Origin of the sequence: Arthrobacter sp. SIMBA_036 (assembly GCF_046535135.1) — a bacterium.
Taxonomy (GTDB): domain Bacteria; phylum Actinomycetota; class Actinomycetes; order Actinomycetales; family Micrococcaceae; genus Arthrobacter.
Window position 1 is genome coordinate 167,683 of sequence record NZ_JAWRXG010000007.1, and the last position, 19,544, is coordinate 187,226.

At 62.9% G+C, this 19,544-nt stretch carries 16 protein-coding genes; 7 read left to right on the forward strand and 9 right to left on the reverse strand.

What is annotated here, in order from left to right; translation table 11 throughout:
• Positions 1-175: 175 nt before the first annotated feature.
• The 3 genes from SB659_RS11555 to SB659_RS11565 all read left to right on the forward strand — a co-directional run bounded on the left by SB659_RS11555 (position 176) and on the right by SB659_RS11565 (position 2,849).
• The gene (locus tag SB659_RS11555; protein WP_284978813.1) at positions 176-784 is read left to right on the forward strand and encodes a TetR/AcrR family transcriptional regulator; all 609 of its coding nucleotides are present in this window, start codon (positions 176-178) and stop codon (positions 782-784) included.
• Between the two features lie 257 nt (positions 785-1,041).
• Complete coding sequence (locus tag SB659_RS11560; protein WP_410550502.1) at positions 1,042-2,241, forward strand: NADP-dependent malic enzyme; 1,200 nt, start codon at positions 1,042-1,044, stop codon at positions 2,239-2,241.
• 104 nt (positions 2,242-2,345) lie between these two features.
• The gene (locus SB659_RS11565) at positions 2,346-2,849 is read left to right on the forward strand and encodes a DUF456 domain-containing protein (RefSeq protein WP_410550503.1); all 504 of its coding nucleotides are present in this window, start codon (positions 2,346-2,348) and stop codon (positions 2,847-2,849) included.
• Positions 2,850-2,861: 12 nt separating this feature from the next.
• Here the strand turns inward: SB659_RS11565 and SB659_RS11570 are convergent, their stop codons facing one another.
• On the reverse strand, positions 2,862-3,809 hold the full coding sequence (locus SB659_RS11570; protein ID WP_410550504.1) for a polysaccharide deacetylase family protein: 948 nt from the start codon (positions 3,807-3,809) through the stop codon (positions 2,862-2,864).
• Positions 3,806-5,401: a purine-cytosine permease family protein gene (locus SB659_RS11575; RefSeq protein WP_410550505.1), complete on the reverse strand. Its 1,596-nt coding sequence runs from the start codon at positions 5,399-5,401 to the stop codon at positions 3,806-3,808. Before SB659_RS11575 ends, SB659_RS11570 begins: the two co-directional genes overlap by 4 nt.
• Before the next feature lie 109 nt (positions 5,402-5,510).
• Between SB659_RS11575 and SB659_RS11580 the strand changes: the two genes are divergently transcribed.
• Positions 5,511-6,971 carry a PucR family transcriptional regulator gene (locus SB659_RS11580; RefSeq protein WP_410550506.1) on the forward strand — a complete coding sequence of 487 codons (1,461 nt, stop codon included), beginning with the start codon at positions 5,511-5,513 and terminating at the stop codon, positions 6,969-6,971.
• Positions 6,972-6,983: 12 nt separating this feature from the next.
• On the opposite strand, the gene purU is transcribed toward SB659_RS11580, so the two are convergent.
• The 7 genes from purU to glyA are packed head-to-tail and all read right to left on the reverse strand — an operon-like array spanning position 6,984 to position 15,851.
• Positions 6,984-7,880 (reverse strand): formyltetrahydrofolate deformylase, encoded by an 897-nt coding sequence (gene purU, locus SB659_RS11585; protein WP_410550507.1) that lies wholly within the window; start codon positions 7,878-7,880, stop codon positions 6,984-6,986.
• A gap of 2 nt (positions 7,881-7,882) precedes the next feature.
• Positions 7,883-9,274, reverse strand: coding sequence for an L-serine ammonia-lyase (locus SB659_RS11590; RefSeq protein ID WP_410550508.1), 1,392 nt, complete (start codon positions 9,272-9,274; stop codon positions 7,883-7,885).
• Positions 9,274-9,918 carry a sarcosine oxidase subunit gamma gene (locus tag SB659_RS11595; RefSeq protein ID WP_410550509.1) on the reverse strand — a complete coding sequence of 215 codons (645 nt, stop codon included), beginning with the start codon at positions 9,916-9,918 and terminating at the stop codon, positions 9,274-9,276. The genes SB659_RS11590 and SB659_RS11595 overlap by 1 nt, the downstream gene beginning before the upstream one ends.
• Positions 9,911-12,856, reverse strand: a complete 2,946-nt coding sequence (locus SB659_RS11600; protein WP_410550510.1) for a 2Fe-2S iron-sulfur cluster-binding protein — start codon at positions 12,854-12,856, stop codon at positions 9,911-9,913. The genes SB659_RS11595 and SB659_RS11600 overlap by 8 nt, the downstream gene beginning before the upstream one ends.
• Positions 12,857-12,858: 2 nt before the next feature.
• A complete protein-coding gene (locus SB659_RS11605; protein WP_284978823.1) occupies positions 12,859-13,224 on the reverse strand; it encodes a sarcosine oxidase subunit delta in 366 nt (121 codons plus the stop codon).
• A gap of 27 nt (positions 13,225-13,251) precedes the next feature.
• Complete coding sequence (locus SB659_RS11610; RefSeq protein WP_284975017.1) at positions 13,252-14,472, reverse strand: sarcosine oxidase subunit beta family protein; 1,221 nt, start codon at positions 14,470-14,472, stop codon at positions 13,252-13,254.
• The gene (glyA, locus tag SB659_RS11615; protein ID WP_410550511.1) at positions 14,469-15,851 is read right to left on the reverse strand and encodes a serine hydroxymethyltransferase; all 1,383 of its coding nucleotides are present in this window, start codon (positions 15,849-15,851) and stop codon (positions 14,469-14,471) included. Before glyA ends, SB659_RS11610 begins: the two co-directional genes overlap by 4 nt.
• Before the next feature lie 152 nt (positions 15,852-16,003).
• Here glyA and SB659_RS11620 point away from each other — a divergent pair, with 152 nt between their 5' ends.
• The 3 genes from SB659_RS11620 to SB659_RS11630 all read left to right on the forward strand — a co-directional run bounded on the left by SB659_RS11620 (position 16,004) and on the right by SB659_RS11630 (position 19,529).
• Positions 16,004-16,675 carry a GntR family transcriptional regulator gene (locus tag SB659_RS11620; protein ID WP_284978825.1) on the forward strand — a complete coding sequence of 224 codons (672 nt, stop codon included), beginning with the start codon at positions 16,004-16,006 and terminating at the stop codon, positions 16,673-16,675.
• 213 nt (positions 16,676-16,888) lie between these two features.
• The gene (locus SB659_RS11625; protein ID WP_284978826.1) at positions 16,889-18,244 is read left to right on the forward strand and encodes an MFS transporter; all 1,356 of its coding nucleotides are present in this window, start codon (positions 16,889-16,891) and stop codon (positions 18,242-18,244) included.
• Positions 18,245-18,272: 28 nt separating this feature from the next.
• Complete coding sequence (locus tag SB659_RS11630) at positions 18,273-19,529, forward strand: aminopeptidase P family protein (RefSeq protein ID WP_410550512.1); 1,257 nt, start codon at positions 18,273-18,275, stop codon at positions 19,527-19,529.
• The last annotated feature ends 15 nt before the right edge of the window (positions 19,530-19,544 follow it).

The window sequence follows — 19,544 nt, forward strand, 5'->3', positions numbered from 1 at the left end:
AGTGTATGTGGGGCACGTAGCGATCGCGGGCAGCGGCATGGCCAATGGCCGGACCGACCTGGCTGCTCTCAGGAAACGGTCACTTTGCTCCCGTATCATGGATGCGATCGGCCAGCCCTGTCCATTGGGACCGAGCACGCCGCTTCCTTGTCAGCTTGCCAAAAGATCGCCGGAAATGACCGCACCGAACTCACTGGAACCGTACTCCCTTGATCTGACCACGGGCTTGCCCCGCATGGCTGCCGCGCCCACCACGCCGCGACAGCAATTGCGCTATGCCCGCATCCTGAAGACCGCGGCGGGATTTGCCCAACGTCAATTCGACACGTTAAGCCTCTCCGATGTCGCTTCTCGGGCGGACGTTCCGCTTGGCACGTTGTACCGATACTTTCCCTCCACTGCCCACCTGATGCTGGCCGTGTACCGGCAACAACTGCGCGAACTGCGGGACGGGTTGCGCAAGCGAGTGGGTAAGGGCCATGACCTTGCCGGTGTGATGATGGAGATCTTCCACCTGAGGGTCATGCAACCCGGTGTTGAACATTGTTTGATCCGGCCCGCAGGCCGCGACGAGGACACTACCCAGTTGCTCCGGGAGATAGACGCACTGTCCGTCGAAGCGGTTGGCTCCCTGAGTAAGGACACCGCCAACGACGCCGTCAGGGCCCGAATTTTGCTACATCTGGTCAGCGGTTTGGTTCAGGCTGTCCGCTGCCGCCGGCTTTCGCTGTTCGAAGCCGAGAAGGACCTGAAGAGGGCCTGCACGCTACTTACCGCCAGCTAGCGCCGGGGCTCGCACCTACCGAAACCTGCATGAAGCACGTCACACTAGCCGATGGTTAATCGTTTTACTCTCGAATCATCTCTGTTGGTATTGAATCTTGTCCCCGTTGTTACTCCTTAGGCTGGAAACACCGAAGCGGCTAGCAGCCCCCTTATCTGCAGAAGCAACGCCGGGCCAGTCACCCTTGGCCCGCACCGCAGTTCTGTTCCTGCCCGAATCATGCCGTGGGTCCACGGCTAGCCTGAGGAGACAAAGACGTGTCCACCGAGACAATTGCAACTGATAATGACGCCCTGGTACTGAGCGAAGAAGAGATTTTCGCAGCCCACGAAGGCGGCAAGCTCAGTATTTCCAGCACCGTTCCGCTGAATAACAAACGTGACCTTTCCATTGCGTACACCCCCGGCGTGGCCCAAGTCAGCCGCGCCATCCACGCCAACCCCGAACTTGCCCGCACACACACCTGGGCAGAGCGCCTTGTTGTGGTGGTCAGCGATGGCACCGCCGTTTTGGGCCTTGGCAACATCGGCCCCAGCGCTTCCCTGCCAGTCATGGAAGGCAAGTCCGCCCTGTTCAAGTCTTTTGGCGACCTGGACTCCATCCCGCTCGTGCTCAACACCACCGACGTCGACGAGATCATCGAGACTTTGGTACGCCTCCGCCCGAGCTTCGGTGCGGTAAACCTCGAGGACATCTCCGCACCCCGCTGCTTTGAACTCGAAGAGCGGCTCATTGAAGCACTCGACTGCCCGGTCATGCATGATGACCAGCACGGCACCGCCGTCGTGGTTCTTGCAGCCCTGACCAACGCCGCCAAGGTGACCAAGCGCGAGCTGGCCGGCTTGAAGGTTGTTGTTTCCGGCGCAGGTGCCGCAGGCATCGCCATCGCAGAAATCATGCTTGCTGTTGGAATCAAGGACGTCATCTTGCTCGACTCCAAGGGCGTGGTCAACGCCGAGCGCGCAGACCTCGTTGCCGATCCGCACAGTGTGAAGGCCCGGATGGCCCAGCGCACCAACCCCCGCGGCGTGAGCGGTGGCCCTGGGGAAGGCCTCACGGGGGCCGACGTCTTCGTAGGCGTTTCCTCCTCGAAGGTCGACGAAGCGCACCTGAAGCTGATGAACGATCAGTCGATCGTGTTCGCCCTGTCCAACCCGGACCCGGAAGTTCTTCCCGAGGTCGCGCAGAAGTACGCGGCCGTCGTTGCCACGGGCCGGAGTGACTTCCCGAACCAGATCAACAATGTCCTCGCCTTCCCCGGCATTTTCCGCGGCGCGTTGGACGCTGGGGCCCGCCGTATTACCCAGGCCATGAAGATCGCTGCCGCCAACGCCATCGCTGAGCTGGCTGCCGAGGAGCTGTCCGCGGATTACATCGTGCCCAGCCCGCTGGATGCCCGCGTGGCACCCGCCGTCACCGCTGCGGTCGCCGCAGCCGCCTCGGCGACGGACGCTTAACGCTCCAAGCAAGCCCGACGGCGGCGACGCCCCCCGCGTGGGGAGCGTCGCCGTCGTACTTGCTGAAGAACAGAGCCAGCCTTTCCCGACCGTAGACTGGGCCCATGAATGCCGAACTCGCGGTGACGATCTTGTGCGGCCTGGCCATTGCGGTGGGCGTGGCCGGAGTCATCATCCCTGTCCTGCCAGGCAGCCTGCTCATCGGTGCGAGCCTGCTGGCTTGGGCCATCTGGGGCGGTGCCGGCCCACTAGGCTGGATTGTCTTCGCAGTCGGCATGGTGTTTGTGGTTGCCGGGATGGCTTCAAGCGCTGTCTTGACTGGTCGCAGGCTCAAACAGCACGGCGTTCCGAACAGGTCGGTGCTGATCGGTGTTGCGCTGGCGGTCGTGGGGATGTTCGTGATTCCGGTGCTGGGCCTCTTCACTGGTTTCGCCCTTGGTTTGTTGCTCAGCGAAGTCCAACGCACCCGTGACTTGAAGGCTGCGCTCCGGTCGAGCGGTGCGGCGCTGAAGGCCACCGGCGTCGGAATACTGGTGGAGTTTGGCCTTGCCTGCGCCGCGGCGAGTACGTGGATCATCGGTGTGTGGATCCACGCCGTGAACGGCTAAAGCCCGGATGGGTTAGCGCAGTGAAGGAACGCTGACTTGCGCCGGCCGGAATGTTGCTCCGGCGCCCGGGAACAGCGGCACATCGATCCGGGCGTGCGTGTGAACTTCCTGCACAGTGGACTTGGTGTGCCCGGCGATCTCCGCCAACGTGGTGACCCACATTCCTTCAAGGTCTTTCACCCGCTCGATCAGTTGTTCCAGGGCCACCGCGCGTGACGGCCTACCGGAGATAAACGGATGGTTGGTCAGTACGAAGCAACTGCCTTGGGCGTGGTGGGCTTGGGCCTCCAGGGTCCACATTGCCAAGGCCTTGGCCGGGTTCTCGATCACGCCGCTGCCGGTTACGCCGGGGTAGAACGCGTACTGCTCCCAGTCGTCCAATGCCCAGTCGACAGGAATCTCCACGATGTCCCGGGAGTCATCTTCGGCGACCGCCATACGGTAAGGGGCATCGCCGTCGAGCAGGCTTGAATCGTAGAGGAAGCCGCGGTCCGCCAACAGGGCCGGGGACTGCCAGTTCAGTTCCCACCAGGGTGCCCGGTAACCTACCGGCCGCACGCCGGCCACACGGGCGAGCGCCTCCAGACCGCGATCGAGGTAGCTGGCTTCGGTGGCCGCATCAATGCCCTGCATGGGCTCATGGAGGTAGCCGTGGTGGGCGATCTCATGCCCGGCGTCCGCGATCCGGCGGACGACGTCGGGGTAGCTGTCAGCCGTGAACCCGGGAACGAAGAATGTTCCCTTGATGTCCTGGCGGTCCAGGATCTGGAGGAGACGCGGGACGGCGATTTTGGGCCCATACGACTGGTGGCTCATGAGGGACATCCGCCGCGTGCTTGCCGGATCATGGGCGATGGTGCAGGACTCGGCATCGACGTCGAAGGTGAAGGAGGCTGCGGCTTTGAAGCCTTCCGGCCATCTCACGGGGTGCAGCGAATCGGCGAATGCGGACTGGTTCATGCTGTGGTCCTTTCCGGGACGGCCGGTGAGCCAGGTGTTGCCGGCGTTGGCTGTGTGACTGAAACGTGGTTCGCATCGGCAAGGAGGAACTTCCGGTGGGCCCGCGGCCCGAGGAGTGCGTAGGCTCCGGCGCTGGTGAGTCCGCCGGCCAGCCATGAGAGATCCCAGCCGCCCAAAGCCACCGCAATAGGGCCTTGCATGATGGGAATCAGCCCATACATGAATAGCCAGGTGGCGAAGATGCCAAGGATCAGGGAGGTGATTCCTGCCCAGTTGACGACGGGGAGCCGGCGCGTACCGATCCGATCAAAGAGCCGGTCGACCTTGGCGGGCCAGCGCTTCTCAAGCCAGAAGTAGTGCACCAGCATGATGCCGCCCCACGCAGCTACCCATGCGACGAGCCCGATCAGCCAAGCATCCAGCACGGAGGCGAAGTCTTCCTGGAAGATAAAGAACACCACAGCAAGAAGTGAGAAGACGCCCACGAAGAGGTTGAGCTTGCGGCGGTTGATGTTGATATCCAGCGCCTGCGTGGCCACCGAAAAGGTGTAGATGTTGAGGATGTTCGTGGCGATCGGGCCGTGCAGTACAAGGAGGAGCACGGGCAGTGCCATGGCGCCGAAGTTCTGCACGATCAGTTTGCCGGGATCAATCTCGCCGCTGTTCGTTGCAAGGCTTGCGCCGAGGACACCTAGCCATACAACGGGAATGAATTGGCCCAGAACAGATGCGAGGTAGACCTTGCGCTTGGGAACCGAGGTACTCACAAAGCGTGAGTAGTCTGCTGCGTAGGTGAACCAGGTGATGCCCCAACCGATTCCAATGGCGGTCATCACGGCACTCATTGCGGCAATCCGGTCAGCTCCGGCCAGGATGTGTCCGGCAGGGCCGGGGTAGCCCCAGTCGATTTTCATGCCGAACCACGCGACGGCTGACATCACGGCAAGGATGATGATGGTTGGCGGAACCGTCCACTTCTCAAAGGCGGCAATGGCCTTGTAGCCGAACCAGGCGATCGCCACCTGTGCTGCCATAATCACCGTGGCGACGCCGATCTTCCAGGCGTAGTTGTGGGCTGTGGGATCCACCCAGCCGAGCGTTCCGAAAAGGGCCATGACCAAGTCCAGGATGATCCACGTGTTGACGGCACACCAGCCGATCACCAGGAGCGCCTGGATGGCAGCCGGCAAGTAGTTGCCGCGACGCCCGAACGCCGCACGCGCCAGGACCATGCCGGTGGCGCCGGTCTTTTGGCCCAGGAGCACGAAGCAGCCGAACAGCAGCATGCCGATCAGGTTTCCCAGGACCAGGACGGTCACGGTGTCCGCGAACCCGAGTCCGAGGTTGATTCCGAGCGCCCCGAGCACCCAGTTGATGGGCGCGAGGTTGGCGCCAGCCCATATCCAGAACTGGCCGGAGACCTTGCGGGTGCGGTCTGATTCGGGGATGGGTTGGAGCCAGGCTTCGCTGTCATGGCCCGGCGCCATTGCCGGACCTGACTGCGCTGTGCTGTCTTGGGAGGAAGGGCTGTGTTGGGAAGCTGGGCTGTGTTGGGAAAAACTTGGTGGCGCAGGAGAGAGGTTGTCTTGCATGGGGAGAGCCTCCGTATTTGAAAGGGACCCCCTAAGGCTATGTGCCCCAGATCACAGCAACAAGATACGATGTGTCTAAAGAAATACCGGTCACATCTTACGGAGTGTCATGTCAATTCTGCTTGGGCAAGCCCTGAACAGCGAAACCCTCAAAGGTACGGATCCCCGCATCATGTCCGCGGCGGACGGTGCCCTTACAAGGCCCGTCCGTTGGGTTCACTCCAGCGAGGTCTTGGACATCGCGCCGCTGCTGCGTGGCGGGGAACTGCTCCTGAGCGGGGGCCAAGCGCTCGCGGGTCAAACGGCGGAGCGCCGCGTCGAGTATGTCCGGGGGCTGGCCGACCGGGGCATCGCGGCCCTGGCTCTGGAGACCGGTCCCGCGCTGCCGGCCATCCCCGCCGACATGTTGGAGGTCGCCCAGTCCGCCGGGCTGCCGATCATCGAGCTCCGTCACGTTGTCCCGTTCGTTGCCGTCATGCAGGAAATCAACTCACTCCTGGTCAGCGAGTCCGTGGAGCATCTCCAGCGCGGCGATCAGGCAAGCCATGCCATGGCTGCCGAGCTGGCCCACGGCGGCGGCCTGGATCAACTGCTGGCTGTCTTGGCGGAAACCACCGGGGCTGGCGCGAGGCTCGTCTCGCCGTCGGGCATTACCCTTGGGGCGGCCGGTGGACCCGGCGCGGGCGGGACGGTCACCACCGTCGATGTCCCGGTCCGCGGCGTGCTGGCCGCCCGCCTCGAGTTGGAAGTGCCCGACGACGGCGACAGCGGCCTTGCGCGCGTGGCAGGCGAGAGGTCCGTGGACATCCTTGGCCTGGCCCTGTTGCAACGGATGCCGCCGGGATTGAAGGAATTGGCTGGCATTGAGTTGATGCGTGCCATCAATTCGGGCAGCCAAACGTGGCAACTCCGGCAACTGGGGCCGGCGTCGGGCTTTTCGGTTGATGGGCCCGTCGCTGCCGTGGTGATCCGGTCTGCACGGGCCGGGCATCTTCGAGCCGGTTTGGATGCGTTGATGCGCGAAGTCGTGTCCCACAGCGCCAGTTATGCCAACAACGCGGAGCTGATCGCGCTTGCCTCACTCAGCGGTGGCGCATCGACGCGCGCTGCCTTGGTGGCGGGGCTGCGGGGTTTGGCGTTGCCCGCCGGATCAGCCATTGCCGTGGGGCCCCTTGGCAATGGCATCGATGAGGCACCGTGGTCCCTGGCTGAAGCGCGCCGCAGCCTTGATATGGCCGGGGACGAAGGCAGCCTGGTGGACGCTGAAGCCTACGCCGTGGAGCGGCTTGCCGGGGAACACCTGGACGTCGCCTCCCGGGGCTCGTTCGTTCAGCGTCAGCTGGGGGCCGTCGTCGAACATGACCGGCTGAGGCGGTCCGAGCTCCTCCGCACGCTGACAGTGTGGCTGGATACCGGGTGCAACACTGCACAGGCGGCGCGCGAACTGCACCTGGAGCGGCAGTCCATGCACCACAGGCTGCAGAAGATCTTCGAGCTCTGTGGGGGCGACCCCAGGGGAACCGGCCGGCTGGCCGGACTCCACCTGGCAACGAAGTTGGCGCGGTTGTAGGTCCTGAGGGGCCTACTTCAGCACGATCGTACGGTTCCCGTTCAGGATGATCCGGCCCTCGCAGTGCCAGCGAACCGCGTTACTCAGCGCCTTGCACTCGGTATCCCGTCCGGCGGCCACCAGATCATCCGGCCCGAAGGTGTGGTCCACCTCCACCACCTGCTGGGCGATGATGGGTCCTTCATCCAGCTCGCCGTTCACATAATGCGCAGTGGCGCCTACGGTTTTCACTCCCCGCGCGTAAGCCTGGTGGTAAGGCTTGGCACCCTTGAAGCTGGGCAGGAATGAGTGATGGATGTTGATCGCACGGCCGTCGAGCTTCCGGGCCAGGTTGTCGCTGAGGACCTGCATGTACCGGGCCAGCACAATGAGTTCCACGTCCAGTTCGTCAATGATTTCCAGCAGGCGCCCCTCGGCGGCGGGCTTTGTGGCCGCCGTGACCGGCACGTGGAAGAACGGAATCCCATGCCACTCCACAATGCCCTGATGATCGGTGTGGTTCGACACCACCCCCACCACATCAATGGGCAGCTCGCCGATCCGGGCACGGAACAGGAGATCGTTGAGGCAGTGCCCGAACTTGGACACCATGATCAGCACTTTGCGTTTGTAGCCTTGGCGTTCCAGCTGCCATGACATGCCGTACTTTTCGGCCACCGGAGCGAAAGCATTCCTCAATTCATCCAGCGTGGAGGAATCGCCGGCGGACGCGAAGTGCACGCGCATGAAGAAGTGGCCTTCTGCGCGGTCGCCGAACTGCTTGTTGTCGATGATGTCGCAGCCGTGCTCCAACAGGAAGCCGGACACCGCATGCACAATGCCGGGGCCTTCGGGACAGTCAAGCGTGAGCACATGCTCCACCGTGGTGTCCGGCGAAACAGCAGCAGTTTCAGTTTGGATGGCAGTCATGGCTAGCACTCCACTACGTTGACGGCAAGGCCTCCACGGGAGGTCTCTTTGTACTTGGTTTTCATGTCTGCGCCTGTCTCGCGCATGGTCTTGATGGCTTTGTCCAGGGACACCTTGTGGCTGCCGTCTCCGTGCAAGGCAAGACGGGCCGCATTGATCGCCTTCACGCTGGCAATGGCGTTGCGCTCGATGCACGGGATCTGAACCAACCCGCCCACGGGGTCGCACGTCAAGCCAAGATTGTGCTCAATGCCCACTTCGGCCGCGTTCTCCACTTGCTCCGGCGTTCCGCCCAGCACCTCGCAGAGACCAGCGGCGGCCATGGAACAAGCAGAACCCACCTCGCCCTGGCAGCCCACCTCGGCACCGGAAATGGAGGCGTTGATCTTGAACAGGATCCCGACGGCGGCCGCCGCGAGCAGGAAGCGAACAACGCCGTCGTCGTTGGCTCCCGGAACGAACTTCATGTAATAGTGCAGGACAGCCGGAACGATGCCCGCAGCCCCATTCGTGGGTGCGGTGACGATCCTGCCGCCCGCCGCATTTTCCTCGTTGACCGCCAAAGCGAACAGGTTCACCCACTCCATGGCGAGCAACGGGTCCGCTGATCCTGCACCCTTCAGGTCTGCGTCAGTGGCAGCCAGGGTCTTAAACAAAGACGGCGCCCGTCGCCTCACCTTCAAACCTCCCGGCAAGATTCCCTCGGCCGAGCAGCCGTTGTCCACGCACTCACGCATCACGGCCCAAATGCCCAGTAACTTTTCGCGGAGCTCGTCCTCGGATCGCCACACGAGTTCGTTGGCCAACATGATGTCCGAGATGGATTTGCCTTCGCGCTCGCAGATGCCCAGGAGCTCGTCGGCGGTGGTGAAGGGGTAGGGGAGCACGGTGTCATCGGCTACTACTTTGTCGGCGCCGGAGACATCGCCGTCCACCACGAAGCCGCCCCCGATGGAGTAGTAGCTGCGCTCGCGCAAAACAGCGCCCGAGTGGTCCAATGCCCGGAAAGTCATGCCGTTGGGGTGGGCGGGGAGCGATTTGCGGCGATGCAGCACAACGTCCTCGTCCCAGTTGAAGTCCACCCGGTGATCGCCACCGAGGTGCAGCTCGGCGTCGAGGGCTGCTGCTGCCACCTGGTCATCCGCTGTTCGCGTGTCCACGGTTTCGGGTGATTCACCTTGAAGCCCGAGCACCACGGCCTTGTCCGAGCCGTGGCCCCGGCCGGTGGCGCCCAGCGAGCCGAAGAGCTCAGCTTGGACGCGCACCGTTGCCGAGAGCTGGCCCGACGATTCAAGACCATCCGTGAACTGCTTTGCCGCCCGCATCGGGCCCACCGTGTGGGAGGACGACGGCCCGATGCCAACGGAAAACAGGTCAAGCACACTCAATGCCATTAGGGGACCTCGGGCGAGGCGTACTCCCGCATGGCGTCCAGGATCCAGCGTCCCAGGAAGTCGGCAAAGGATGCCCGCGGGAAGACCCGGTAGCTCTCCTCGCCTGTCTTCCACAGCAACACGGGGATGTGCGCCAGCTCGGTGGCCAGAGCAGTTCCGGCCTTGAAGACCCGCGGGTGCAAGTCCAAGGAACAGGTCTTCTCAAGGACTGCGCGTGCCCGGCTGCCCGAGAGTTCATACGTGGTCCGGTTAGCGGAGAGGTCCACCACCTGGCCTGGATCACTGCCCAGCGCCGCGGTCAGGTCGGCAACCAGGGAACCACCCAATGAATCGTGGGCCTCTTCCGGCGCCACAACCAGGAACTCGGCCGGGCCGAGCCACAGTGAGTTGATTGAACCTGCGCCCGTTACCTCACCGCACGCAGCCGGCAAGCCGCCGGTCAGCGACGCCACGCGCGCACCGCCGTCGGACTCCCTGTCTACCCGGATACCCACCATGGTTTGGTACGGGATCTCGGTGAGTGTCACCGTGCCGGGCACTGAACCGGAGGCGAACGCCTCAGCCAGGTGCTGGCCGGGGCTGCGCCGCGCCGCCCTGACATGGTCGACGTTTGCGGTTTCTGCTGGTGTTGCTGTTTCAGCCATCTTTGCGGGTCCCTTCAACATCGAAAAGTACGGTTTCGCCAACAACCACGTCCACCAATTGGTCTCCCAACGAGGCCACCAGGGTCTCGCCGATGCGATTGCGGCCGTTGTGAATCAGGGCCAAGCCGAACGAACGGCCCAACGCGGCGCTGTGGTAACTGGAGGTCACGAAGCCCTCCATGGGAACCGGTCCGTACGCCGGGTTGACCGGAATGCCCTTCTCCACGAGTTGGGTACCTTCAGGCAGCCTCAACGAGTGGTCCACTGGCAGGACGCTCACCAGGTGCTTGCGGTCCTCCCGGCTGGCGTCGGCCCGGAGGTAGGAACGCTTTCCGATGAAGTCCTTGGCCTTGGAGACGATCCATTCCATCCCGGCGTCCTGCGGAGTCACCGTGCCGTCGGTGTCCTGACCGACGATTGGGTATCCCTTCTCGGCGCGGAGAACGTGCATGGTTTCCGTGCCGTAGGGCGTGATATTAAACTCGGCACCGGCGGCGGCGACTGCCTCCCAGGTGTTCAAGCCGTACCAGGACGGAACGTTGATTTCGTAGGCGAGCTCACCCGAGAAAGAGATGCGGCAGATTCGCGCCTGCACTCCCGAAGCCAACGTGGTCTCGCGGAACGTCATGAACGGGAAGGCCTCAGTGTCCAGACCGCCATTCCCGGCAAGCTGCGGGGCCACCTTTGCGATCACCGCACGGGACTTCGGGCCGACGACGGCGATAGTGGTCCACTGCTCTGTCACGGACGTGAAGACCACATCCAAACCCGGCCATTCGGTCTGGTGCCATTCCTCCAACCAGTCCAGCACCTTGGCAGCACCGCCGGTGGTGGTGGTCATGAAGTAGCGGTCCTCGTCCAGGCGGAGCGTCACGCCGTCGTCGAAAATCATGCCATCGAGCGTGCACATGACGCCGTAGCGGGCAGATCCGGGCGCCAACTTCTTGAAGGCGTTGGTGTAGATGCGGTTCAGGAATTCGCCTGCGTCCTTGCCGCGGATCTCGATCTTGCCCAGGGTGGTGGCGTCCATAAAGCCAACGGATTCCCGGACTGCGGCGCACTCACGCAGGACTGCCGTGTCCATATCCTCGCCACCCTGGGGGTAGTACCAAGGGCGCCTCCACTGTCCAACGTCCTCGAACAGGGCGCCTTGGGCAACGTGCCACGGGTGGATGGAGGTCACGCGTGCGGGGTCGAACAGTTCACCTCGCTGACGGCCGGCCAAGGCAGCGAAGGCCACGGGGGTGAACGGCGCACGGTAGGCCGTAGTGCCGATTTCACCGATCCCGGGGACGGCGTCCGCTCCGCCGTACTTCAGCGCAGCGGCGATGACGCCGATCGCGTTGACGCCGGAGGTTTTGCCTTGGTCATTGGCGGTGCTGATGGAGGTATACCGCTTGACGTGCTCCACCGAGCGCATTCCAGCTCCGGTGGAGCGGAGGACATCGGCTACGGTCTGGTCGCGCTGGAAATCGACGAAGTGCTGGTGCCATTCGCCCGGTTCACCGGTTTGGCCGGGAACCAGCCAGAGTTGACGGGTCGGGGCGCTCGCTACCGGCGCCGGAAGTTCAACGGGGGTGGTCGAGGACTCGAAACCGGCGGCGATCGATGCGGCCGCTCCTGCGGAGATGCCTTCTGCCAAGCAGTCCTGGAGTTCGAAGCTTCCACGGCCTGAGCCCACCACCTGCTGGTCGCGGACCGGCTTCGCGGGAACGAACGCAGCGAGCCCGTCATCCCAACGGAGCTTGCCCTGGCGCTGGCTGTGGAGGTGGACCACCGGGCTCCAACCCCCGGAGACTGCCAGCAGATCGGCAGCCAACTTTTCGATTCCCGAGGTGAGTTCGCCGTCGTCGTTAATACTGCGGACGGTGACGCCGTCCAGGCGGCCGCTGGCATTCGCGGAGGTATCCGCCACCGCGCTGCCGATCAGGACCCGGATACCGGACTCGACGGCGGCAGCAGCTTTGGCGCTGATCTGCGGACGGGCGTCGACGACGGCGGCAACGGACACGCCTGCAGCCAACAAGTCCGCGGCAAGAGCGTAAGCGGAGTCGTTGGTGGTGCTGATGACGACGCGGGATCCGGCTGCCACGGCGTAACGGTTGAGGTAGGTCCGCACAGCCGAGGCGAGCATGATGCCGGGGCGGTCGTTGTTCTCGAAGACCAGAGGACGCTCGTGGGCTCCCGGGGCCAGGACAACCTGCTTGGCACGGATGTGCCAAATACGCTGGCGGGAGACGCCGGACGCCGCGGGGACGCTCAGGTGGTCGGTGCGGTTCTGCGCCGCGATGAAGTAGTTGGAATCGTACGAGCCGAAGGCCGTGGTTCGGTTCAGGACCGTGCATTCAGCGGCGGAAACGAGCTCGGACTCGACGTCGGCTACCCATTCCAATGCGGGCATGCCCTCGATGGTTTCGGCAAGGCCCTCGGCGGTGGAACCGGAGAGCAGGGAGCCGCCCAATTCGGGCTGGTCGTCGATGAGGATAACCCGGGCACCCGTGCGCACGGCTTCCCGTGCAGCTGCCAGGCCGCCAATCCCGCCACCGACTACCAAAACGTCGGTGTGGACGTACTTCTTGTCGTACTCGGCCTTGTCCTCGGCAGGGTCCAGCTTTCCCAGGCCGGAGAGGAACTCCACGTTCATCCCGTCCACCAAGGAAACGGCTGTGGCAGGGAGCATGGATTCTGCCACATGGCCGGGGAAGCGCGGCGCGATCTTGACCAAGGCGTTGGACTCTTCGACGCCGGCGGACATGATGCCTCGCGGACGGTCCTCGTAGAGGGAGTTGCCTGCGTTAATGCGGCCGTTGGCCAGCAGGGCTGAAGCAATGGTGTCGCCGGGGTGGCCAACGAACTCCTGACCGTCCACGGTGAATCGCCAGGAGATGCTGCGATCAATGCGGCCGCCTGCAGCGAGACGTGCGTTCTTGCTAGTCATCTCTAGACTCCTTCCGAAGAGGTGGGGGTGGTGGCGGACGAAGCCGGGGTAGCGGCGCCTGGCGCGAGGCCAGGTGCGCTGGCTTGGTCGGCCGGGTAGTCGGGGCGGGGCTGACCCATTGCGTAGATGGCGTGGATGTCATAGCTCACGGTGTCGCGGAGCATGTTGAACCACTGCCTGCAACCAGTGCTGTGGACCCAGCGTTCGGCGAAGGTGCCCTTGGTGTTCTCGCGGTAAAACAGGTATTCGGCCCATTCACGGTCGCTAAGGTCATTGGGGTTCTCCGGGTAGGCGATGTGCGCCTGGCCACCGTAGTGGAATTCGGTTTCGTCACGCGGCCCGCAGTTGGGGCATGAGATGAGGAGCATGTCTTTCCTGTCCTGTGCTGGAGGCTGCTAGTGGGCTACGGCTGCCGCGCCGTGTTCGTCTATCAGGGCACCGGTCTCGAAGCGTTCAAGCGCAAAAGGCTTGTTGAGCTCGTGCGGAGCGCCAGTGGCGATGGTGTGGGCGAACGTAAGTCCCGCCGCCGGGGTGCCCTTGAATCCACCGGTTCCCCAACCACAGTTGACGAACATGTTCTCCACGGGGGTGACTCCCACGATGGGGGAAGCATCCAAGGTGGTGTCCACGATCCCGCCCCACGTCCGGAGTACGTGTGCACGGGCGAATATCGGGAAGAGCTCAACAGCTGCCGCCATCTGCTCCTCGATCACGTGGAACGAGCCGCGCTGGCCGTAGCCGTTGTAGGAGTCGACGCCGGCACCCATCACCAGTTCGCCCTTGTGGGCTTGGGAGACATAGACGTGGACGTGGTTGGACATAACCACCGTGGGGTGGACAGGCTCGTGGAGTTCGGAGACGAGTGCCTGGAGCGGGTGGGACTGGATCGGCAACCGGAACCCGGCCATCTCCGCCAGGACCGAGCTGTGCCCGGCGGCGCAGAGGCCCACCTTTTCGGTGTTGATGGTTCCACGGCTGGTTTTGACGCCTGTGACTTTGTCGCCGTCTTTGATGAAGCCGGTGACTTCGCAGTTCTGGATGATGTCCACGCCGAGCTCATCGCACTTTCGTGCAAACGCCCAAGCCACGTGGTCATGCTTGGCGATGCCGGCACGCGGCTGGTAGGTGGCGCCCATGACGGGGTAGCGGATGTTGTCGCTGGTGTTCAGGATGGGACACAACTCCTTGACCTGCTGCGGGTCAAGCCATTCAGCATCCACGCCGTTGAGCCGGTTCGCGCCCACGCGGCGGATGCTTTCGCGAACATCGCCTAAGGTGTGCGCCAGGTTCATGACACCGCGCTGGCTGAACAGGAAGTCGTATTCGAGTTCCTCGGGGAGGATTTCCCACAACTTGAGGGCGTGCTCATAAATGGCTGCGCTCTCGTCCCAAAGGTAGTTGGACCGGATGATGGTGGTGTTGCGGGCCATGTTGCCGCCGGCCAGCCAACCCTTTTCCAGGATGGCGATGTTGGTCATGCCATGGTTCTTGGCCAGGAAGTAGGCCGTGGCAAGCCCGTGCCCGCCGCCGCCAACAATCACGGCGTCGTACGACTTCTTGGGGTCAGGGTTGCGCCAGAGGAAGTCCGGGTGCTCTGGGAGGTGGTCTGCGCTCACTGGGCTGCTCCAATCATTTCTGCGTCCAGTTCGGTGAGGGCGCCATTGCCATTGCCGTTGGAAAGGTGCGGGTAAAGGGGGAACCTGTCAGCCAGGGCGGTGACGCGGTTGCGGAGTTCGACGGCGGTCTCCTCAGCCAAGGTGCCGCTGACCGCAGCTTCGCCTCCTTCGGAGTTGCTGGTCGCTGCGGCGATCAACGCCGTCGCAATGATGTCGGCAACTTCCGTGAATTCCGCAGCACCGAAACCGCGGGCGGAAAGGGCTGGAGTGCCGATCCGCAGCCCTGAGGAGACCATCGGCGGGCGCGGGTCGAACGGGACCGCGTTGCGGTTCACCGTGATGCCGATCCGGTGCAGGGCGTCTTCTGCCTGCTGTCCGTTCAGTTCGGAGTGGCGCAGGTCGGCGAGAACAAGGTGCACATCTGTTCCACCGCTGACCACGGAGATGCCGGCGGCTGCGACGTCGTCCTGCAGGAGCCGGTCGGCCAGGATCTTGGCACCTTCGAGGACGCGTACCTGGCGCTCCTGGAACTCGGGCTCGGCGGCCATCTTGAACGCTACTGCTTTGGCTGCAATGACGTGTTCCAGTGGTCCGCCTTGCTGGCCCGGGAACACAGCTGAGTTGACCTTCTTGGCGATGTCGGCGTCGTTGGTCAGGATCACTCCACCGCGCGGTCCGCCGAGCGTCTTGTGCGTGGTGCTGGTAACGATGTGGGCGTGCGGCACCGGGCTCGGGTGCAAGCCCGCAGCAACCAGGCCGGCAAAGTGGGCCATGTCCACCATCAGGTATGCCCCCACGGAGTCCGCGATACGGCGGAATTCGGCGAAATCGAGGTGGCGGGAGTAGGCAGACCAGCCCGCCACGATCAGTTGTGGCTTGTTCTCGACGGCGAGGCGTTCCACCTCAGCCATGTCGATGGTGTGCGTGTCTTCGCGGACGCTGTACGGAACAACCTTGTACAGCTTTCCGGAGAAGTTGATCCGCATGCCGTGGGTCAAGTGGCCGCCGTGGGCCAGGTTCAAGCCCATGATGGTGTCGCCCGGGTTGATGAGCGCGTGCATGGCCGAGGCATTGGCTTGTGCGCCCGAGTGGGGCTGTACGTTGGCGAATTCGGCTCCAAAGAGTGACTTCAGCCGGTCGATGGCCAGCTGCTCGATCACATCAACGTGTTCGCAGCCGCCGTAGTACCGCTTGCCGGGGTAGCCTTCGGCGTACTTGTTGGTCAGCACCGAGCCTTGGGCTTCCATGACGGCGGTAGGGGCAAAGTTCTCGGACGCGATCATCTCAAGCGTGCTTTGCTGCCGAATAAGTTCTTGGGCGATCGCCTGATCAACCTCCGGGTCCGCCTGTGCGAGCGGGCGGATCAGCGGTTCAACCATGGTGTTCTCCTTCGGAAGAGTGTGTAGTGGCCGACTGTTGGGCAACTGATATATTAGAACTGTTGCCATAGTATGTTGGAGATCACAGGGTCGTCAACAGGTCTACTGCAACTCGTCCAGCAGACTGGATGGTAAGGCGACGGGAGAGGCTCATGAGCGCGGCATTGGAAGCATTGCAATCAGCACCGGAAGGCGCCTCCTTGGCGGAGAACGCTTACCTGCTGTTGCGCGACAGGCTCATCATGCTCGACATCAAGCCGGGTGATCCCATCAATGATGGCCAGGTTGCTGCCGAGCTCGGCATTGGGCGCACTCCCGTGCGTGAGGCGATCAAGCGGCTCGAGGGCGACCATCTTGTGGTCTCCTATCCACGCCGCGGCACCTTTGCCACCGGCGTCGATATCACCCAGCTTGCGGAAGTCTCGGAAATCCGTGAGCTTTTGGAGCCGCTTGCTTCCCGCAAAGCTGCCCGGATGGCCAGCCCCGCCATGCGTTCGGAACTCCGCTCGGTGGCCGCCGCGATCCGTGAGCTTGAAGGCCAGGATGCGTCCTCGCAGGAACTGATGCGCTACGACATCCAGGTGCACCGGCTGATCTACAAGGCCTCCGCCAATGCGCATTTGGAAGATGTCCTGATCCGTTACGACAACCTCTCTACCCGCATCTGGTGCCACATGCTCGAGAAGATGCCGTCGGTGTCCGGACACATCTCCGAACACGCGGAGCTGTTGGCTGCCATTGCCGACGGCGACGAAGACCGCGCCGCCGAGCTCGCGCTGCATCACGTGGTCAGCTTCGAGGAAACCATCCGCAGCGTGCTCTAGGACCTCACACCTGACGGAATCGCCACTCCGTCGCAACATAGTTGCTGTGTGCGCAACTACATTGTTGGTTCTTCAACTTCTCATCGCCTGCGCAAGGCCGCCCCCCTTAAGTCTGCAACCATTTGTGGCGAGCCCTTGACCGTGACCCACTCCACACTTAGTCTGATGCAACAGCGTTGCGATAAATGCAACCATCTAGATTTTGGTGGACACATGAGTAATGAATCCTCTGTGGCAGCCGAACAAGGCAGCCCTTCCTCCAGCTCGAACCCGGCAAGCGCCCCAAACTACAAAGTCAGCAAGGACACTCGACGGCGAGTAGTCACCGCGAGCTTCATCGGAAACTTTGTCGAATGGTTTGATTACGCGGTCTACGGTTACCTGGCTGGCGTTATTTCAACAGTTTTCTTTCCCCAGTCCGACCGCCAAACCGCACTATTGGCGACGTTCGGAGTCTTCGCCGTCAGCTTCTTCGTTCGGCCGCTTGGAGGCTTCATTTGGGGCCATATCGGGGACAGGCTTGGCCGCAAGCAGGCCCTCAGCCTATCGATCGTCCTGATGTCGATAGCCACCTTCTGCGTTGCACTGATCCCCGGCTACGCAACCATCGGGGTCATGGCGCCCATCTTGCTCCTGCTGGTTCGGGTAGTCCAAGGTTTCTCCGCGGCGGGCGAATACGCCGGCGCATCGGCCTTCCTGGTGGAGTACGCGCCGGCCAATCGCCGCGGGCTCTATGCCGCCGTCGTGCCTGCAAGCACCGCAGCGGGACTGCTGCTGGGCTCTTTGTTGGCTGCCCTCCTTAGCTTGCTGCTCAGCTCGGAGCAGCTGGGCGGCTGGGGATGGCGACTGCCGTTCCTGCTGGCGGCGCCCATGGGTCTGATCGGCCGGTACATCCGGACGAAACTCGAGGACACTCCGGCCTTTCGAGAGCTGGCCGTGAAAGATCACAACGCTAAAGCGCCGGCATTGGCGATGTTCAGGACCTACCGGAAACAGCTGGTTATCGCTACGGGTGCGGTGCTGCTCAATGCTGTGGGATTCTACGTAATCCTCAGCTACATGCCCACATACCTGTCCGAAGAGCTGGGTTTCGGTGCCACGGAATCGTTCCTTGCCACCACCATTGCCTTGGCCAGCTACATCGGCTTCATCTTCCTGACGGGCATCGCTTCGGATAAGTTCGGTCGCAAACGCATGCTTCTCAGTGCATCCGTGCTCTTTATCTTGTTGACCGTTCCGGCCTTCCTGCTCTTGGACACCCGGAACTTCCTGGTGATTGTGCTCGTCCAGATCCTTCTCGGCGGCATGCTCACGCTCAACGACGGCACGTTGCCGAGTTTCCTCGCCGAGCTGTTCCCGACGAAGGTCCGTTACACGGGTTTCGCGGTCAGCTTCAACCTCTCGAACGCCCTGTTCGGTGGTACCGCCCCGTTTATGGCGACCCTCCTGATTGGCATGACCCACAGCAAGCTGGCCCCCGGCTGGTACCTCGTGGCCGCCTCCATAGTTTCCCTCATCGCGGTCCTGTTCGCTTCCGAGACTTCCAAGAAGCCTCTGCAGCAGGGCTGACTACACCCACCCATTGAAAGGAATACCCATGACCATTACCCAGAACGAGGCTGTCAACGACGTCGCCAAGCTCGAACGCACCAAGGTCCTCAACAATGGCGCGAAGGTGTCGTTGACCTTCTCCGACGCCGAGTTCGAGCGCCGTCTCGCCGGCCTTCGCAGCATTATGGTCGAGAAGGAACTCGACGCCGTTATCCTCACCAGCTACCACTCCATCAAGTACTACTCCGACTTCCTCTTCACCTATTTCGGCCGCTCTTACGGGATGGTGGTTACCAAGGATGACACGGTCACCATCACCGCAAATATCGACGCCGGCATGCCCTGGCGCCGTAGCTACGGCGAGAATCTGGTGTACACGGACTGGCGCCGCGACAATTACATCCACGCAATCCAGGAAGTCCTTCGCACCCGCGGTATCAACCCGCGCCGCATCGGGGTCGAAGATGACTCGCTTCCCCTGGATAACCGCAACAAAATCCAGGAGGCCTTCTCCGGAGCGACCCTTGTGGATGTTGCACAGGCCGCCATGCGGCAGCGCATGATCAAGTCGGCCGAAGAGATTGCTGTCATCAAGCACGGTGCGCGCATCGGTGACCTGGGCGGCGAGGCCATCCGCAACGCCATCACTGCCGGAATCACCGAGTACGAGGTCGCCCTGATCGGTACCGAAGCCATGGTCCATGAAATTGCCCGCACCTTCCCGGACTCCGAAATTCGCGATACCTGGGTCTGGTTCCAGTCAGGCATCAATACGGACGGGGCGCACAACTGGGCCACGACGCGCAAGATCCAAGAGCACGACATCCTGTCCCTGAACTGTTTCCCCATGACCAGCGGCTACTACACGGCACTGGAGCGCACCCTGTTCTTCGGTGAGCCGGATGCCCGCTCCCTCGAACTGTGGAACATCAATGTGGAAGTCCACAAGCGCGGCCTGGAACTCATCAAGCCGGGCGCCGTCTGCAAGGACATTGCCGCCGAGCTCAACGAGATTTACGTCAGCCACGGCTTGCTGGCCAACCGCACCTTTGGCTACGGCCACTCGTTCGGTGTGCTCAGCCACTACTACGGTCGGGAAGCCGGCTTGGAACTGCGCGAGGATATCGACACAGTCCTGGAGCCGGGAATGGTGGTCTCGATGGAACCGATGATCACCGTCCTGGACGGCCAGCCGGGCGCCGGTGGATACCGGGAGCACGACATCTTGGTAGTGGGCGAAGACGGTGCCGAGAACATCACCAAGTTCCCGTTCGGCCCCGAGCACAACATCATCGGAGCCTAGGTGAGGGGCCGGCGG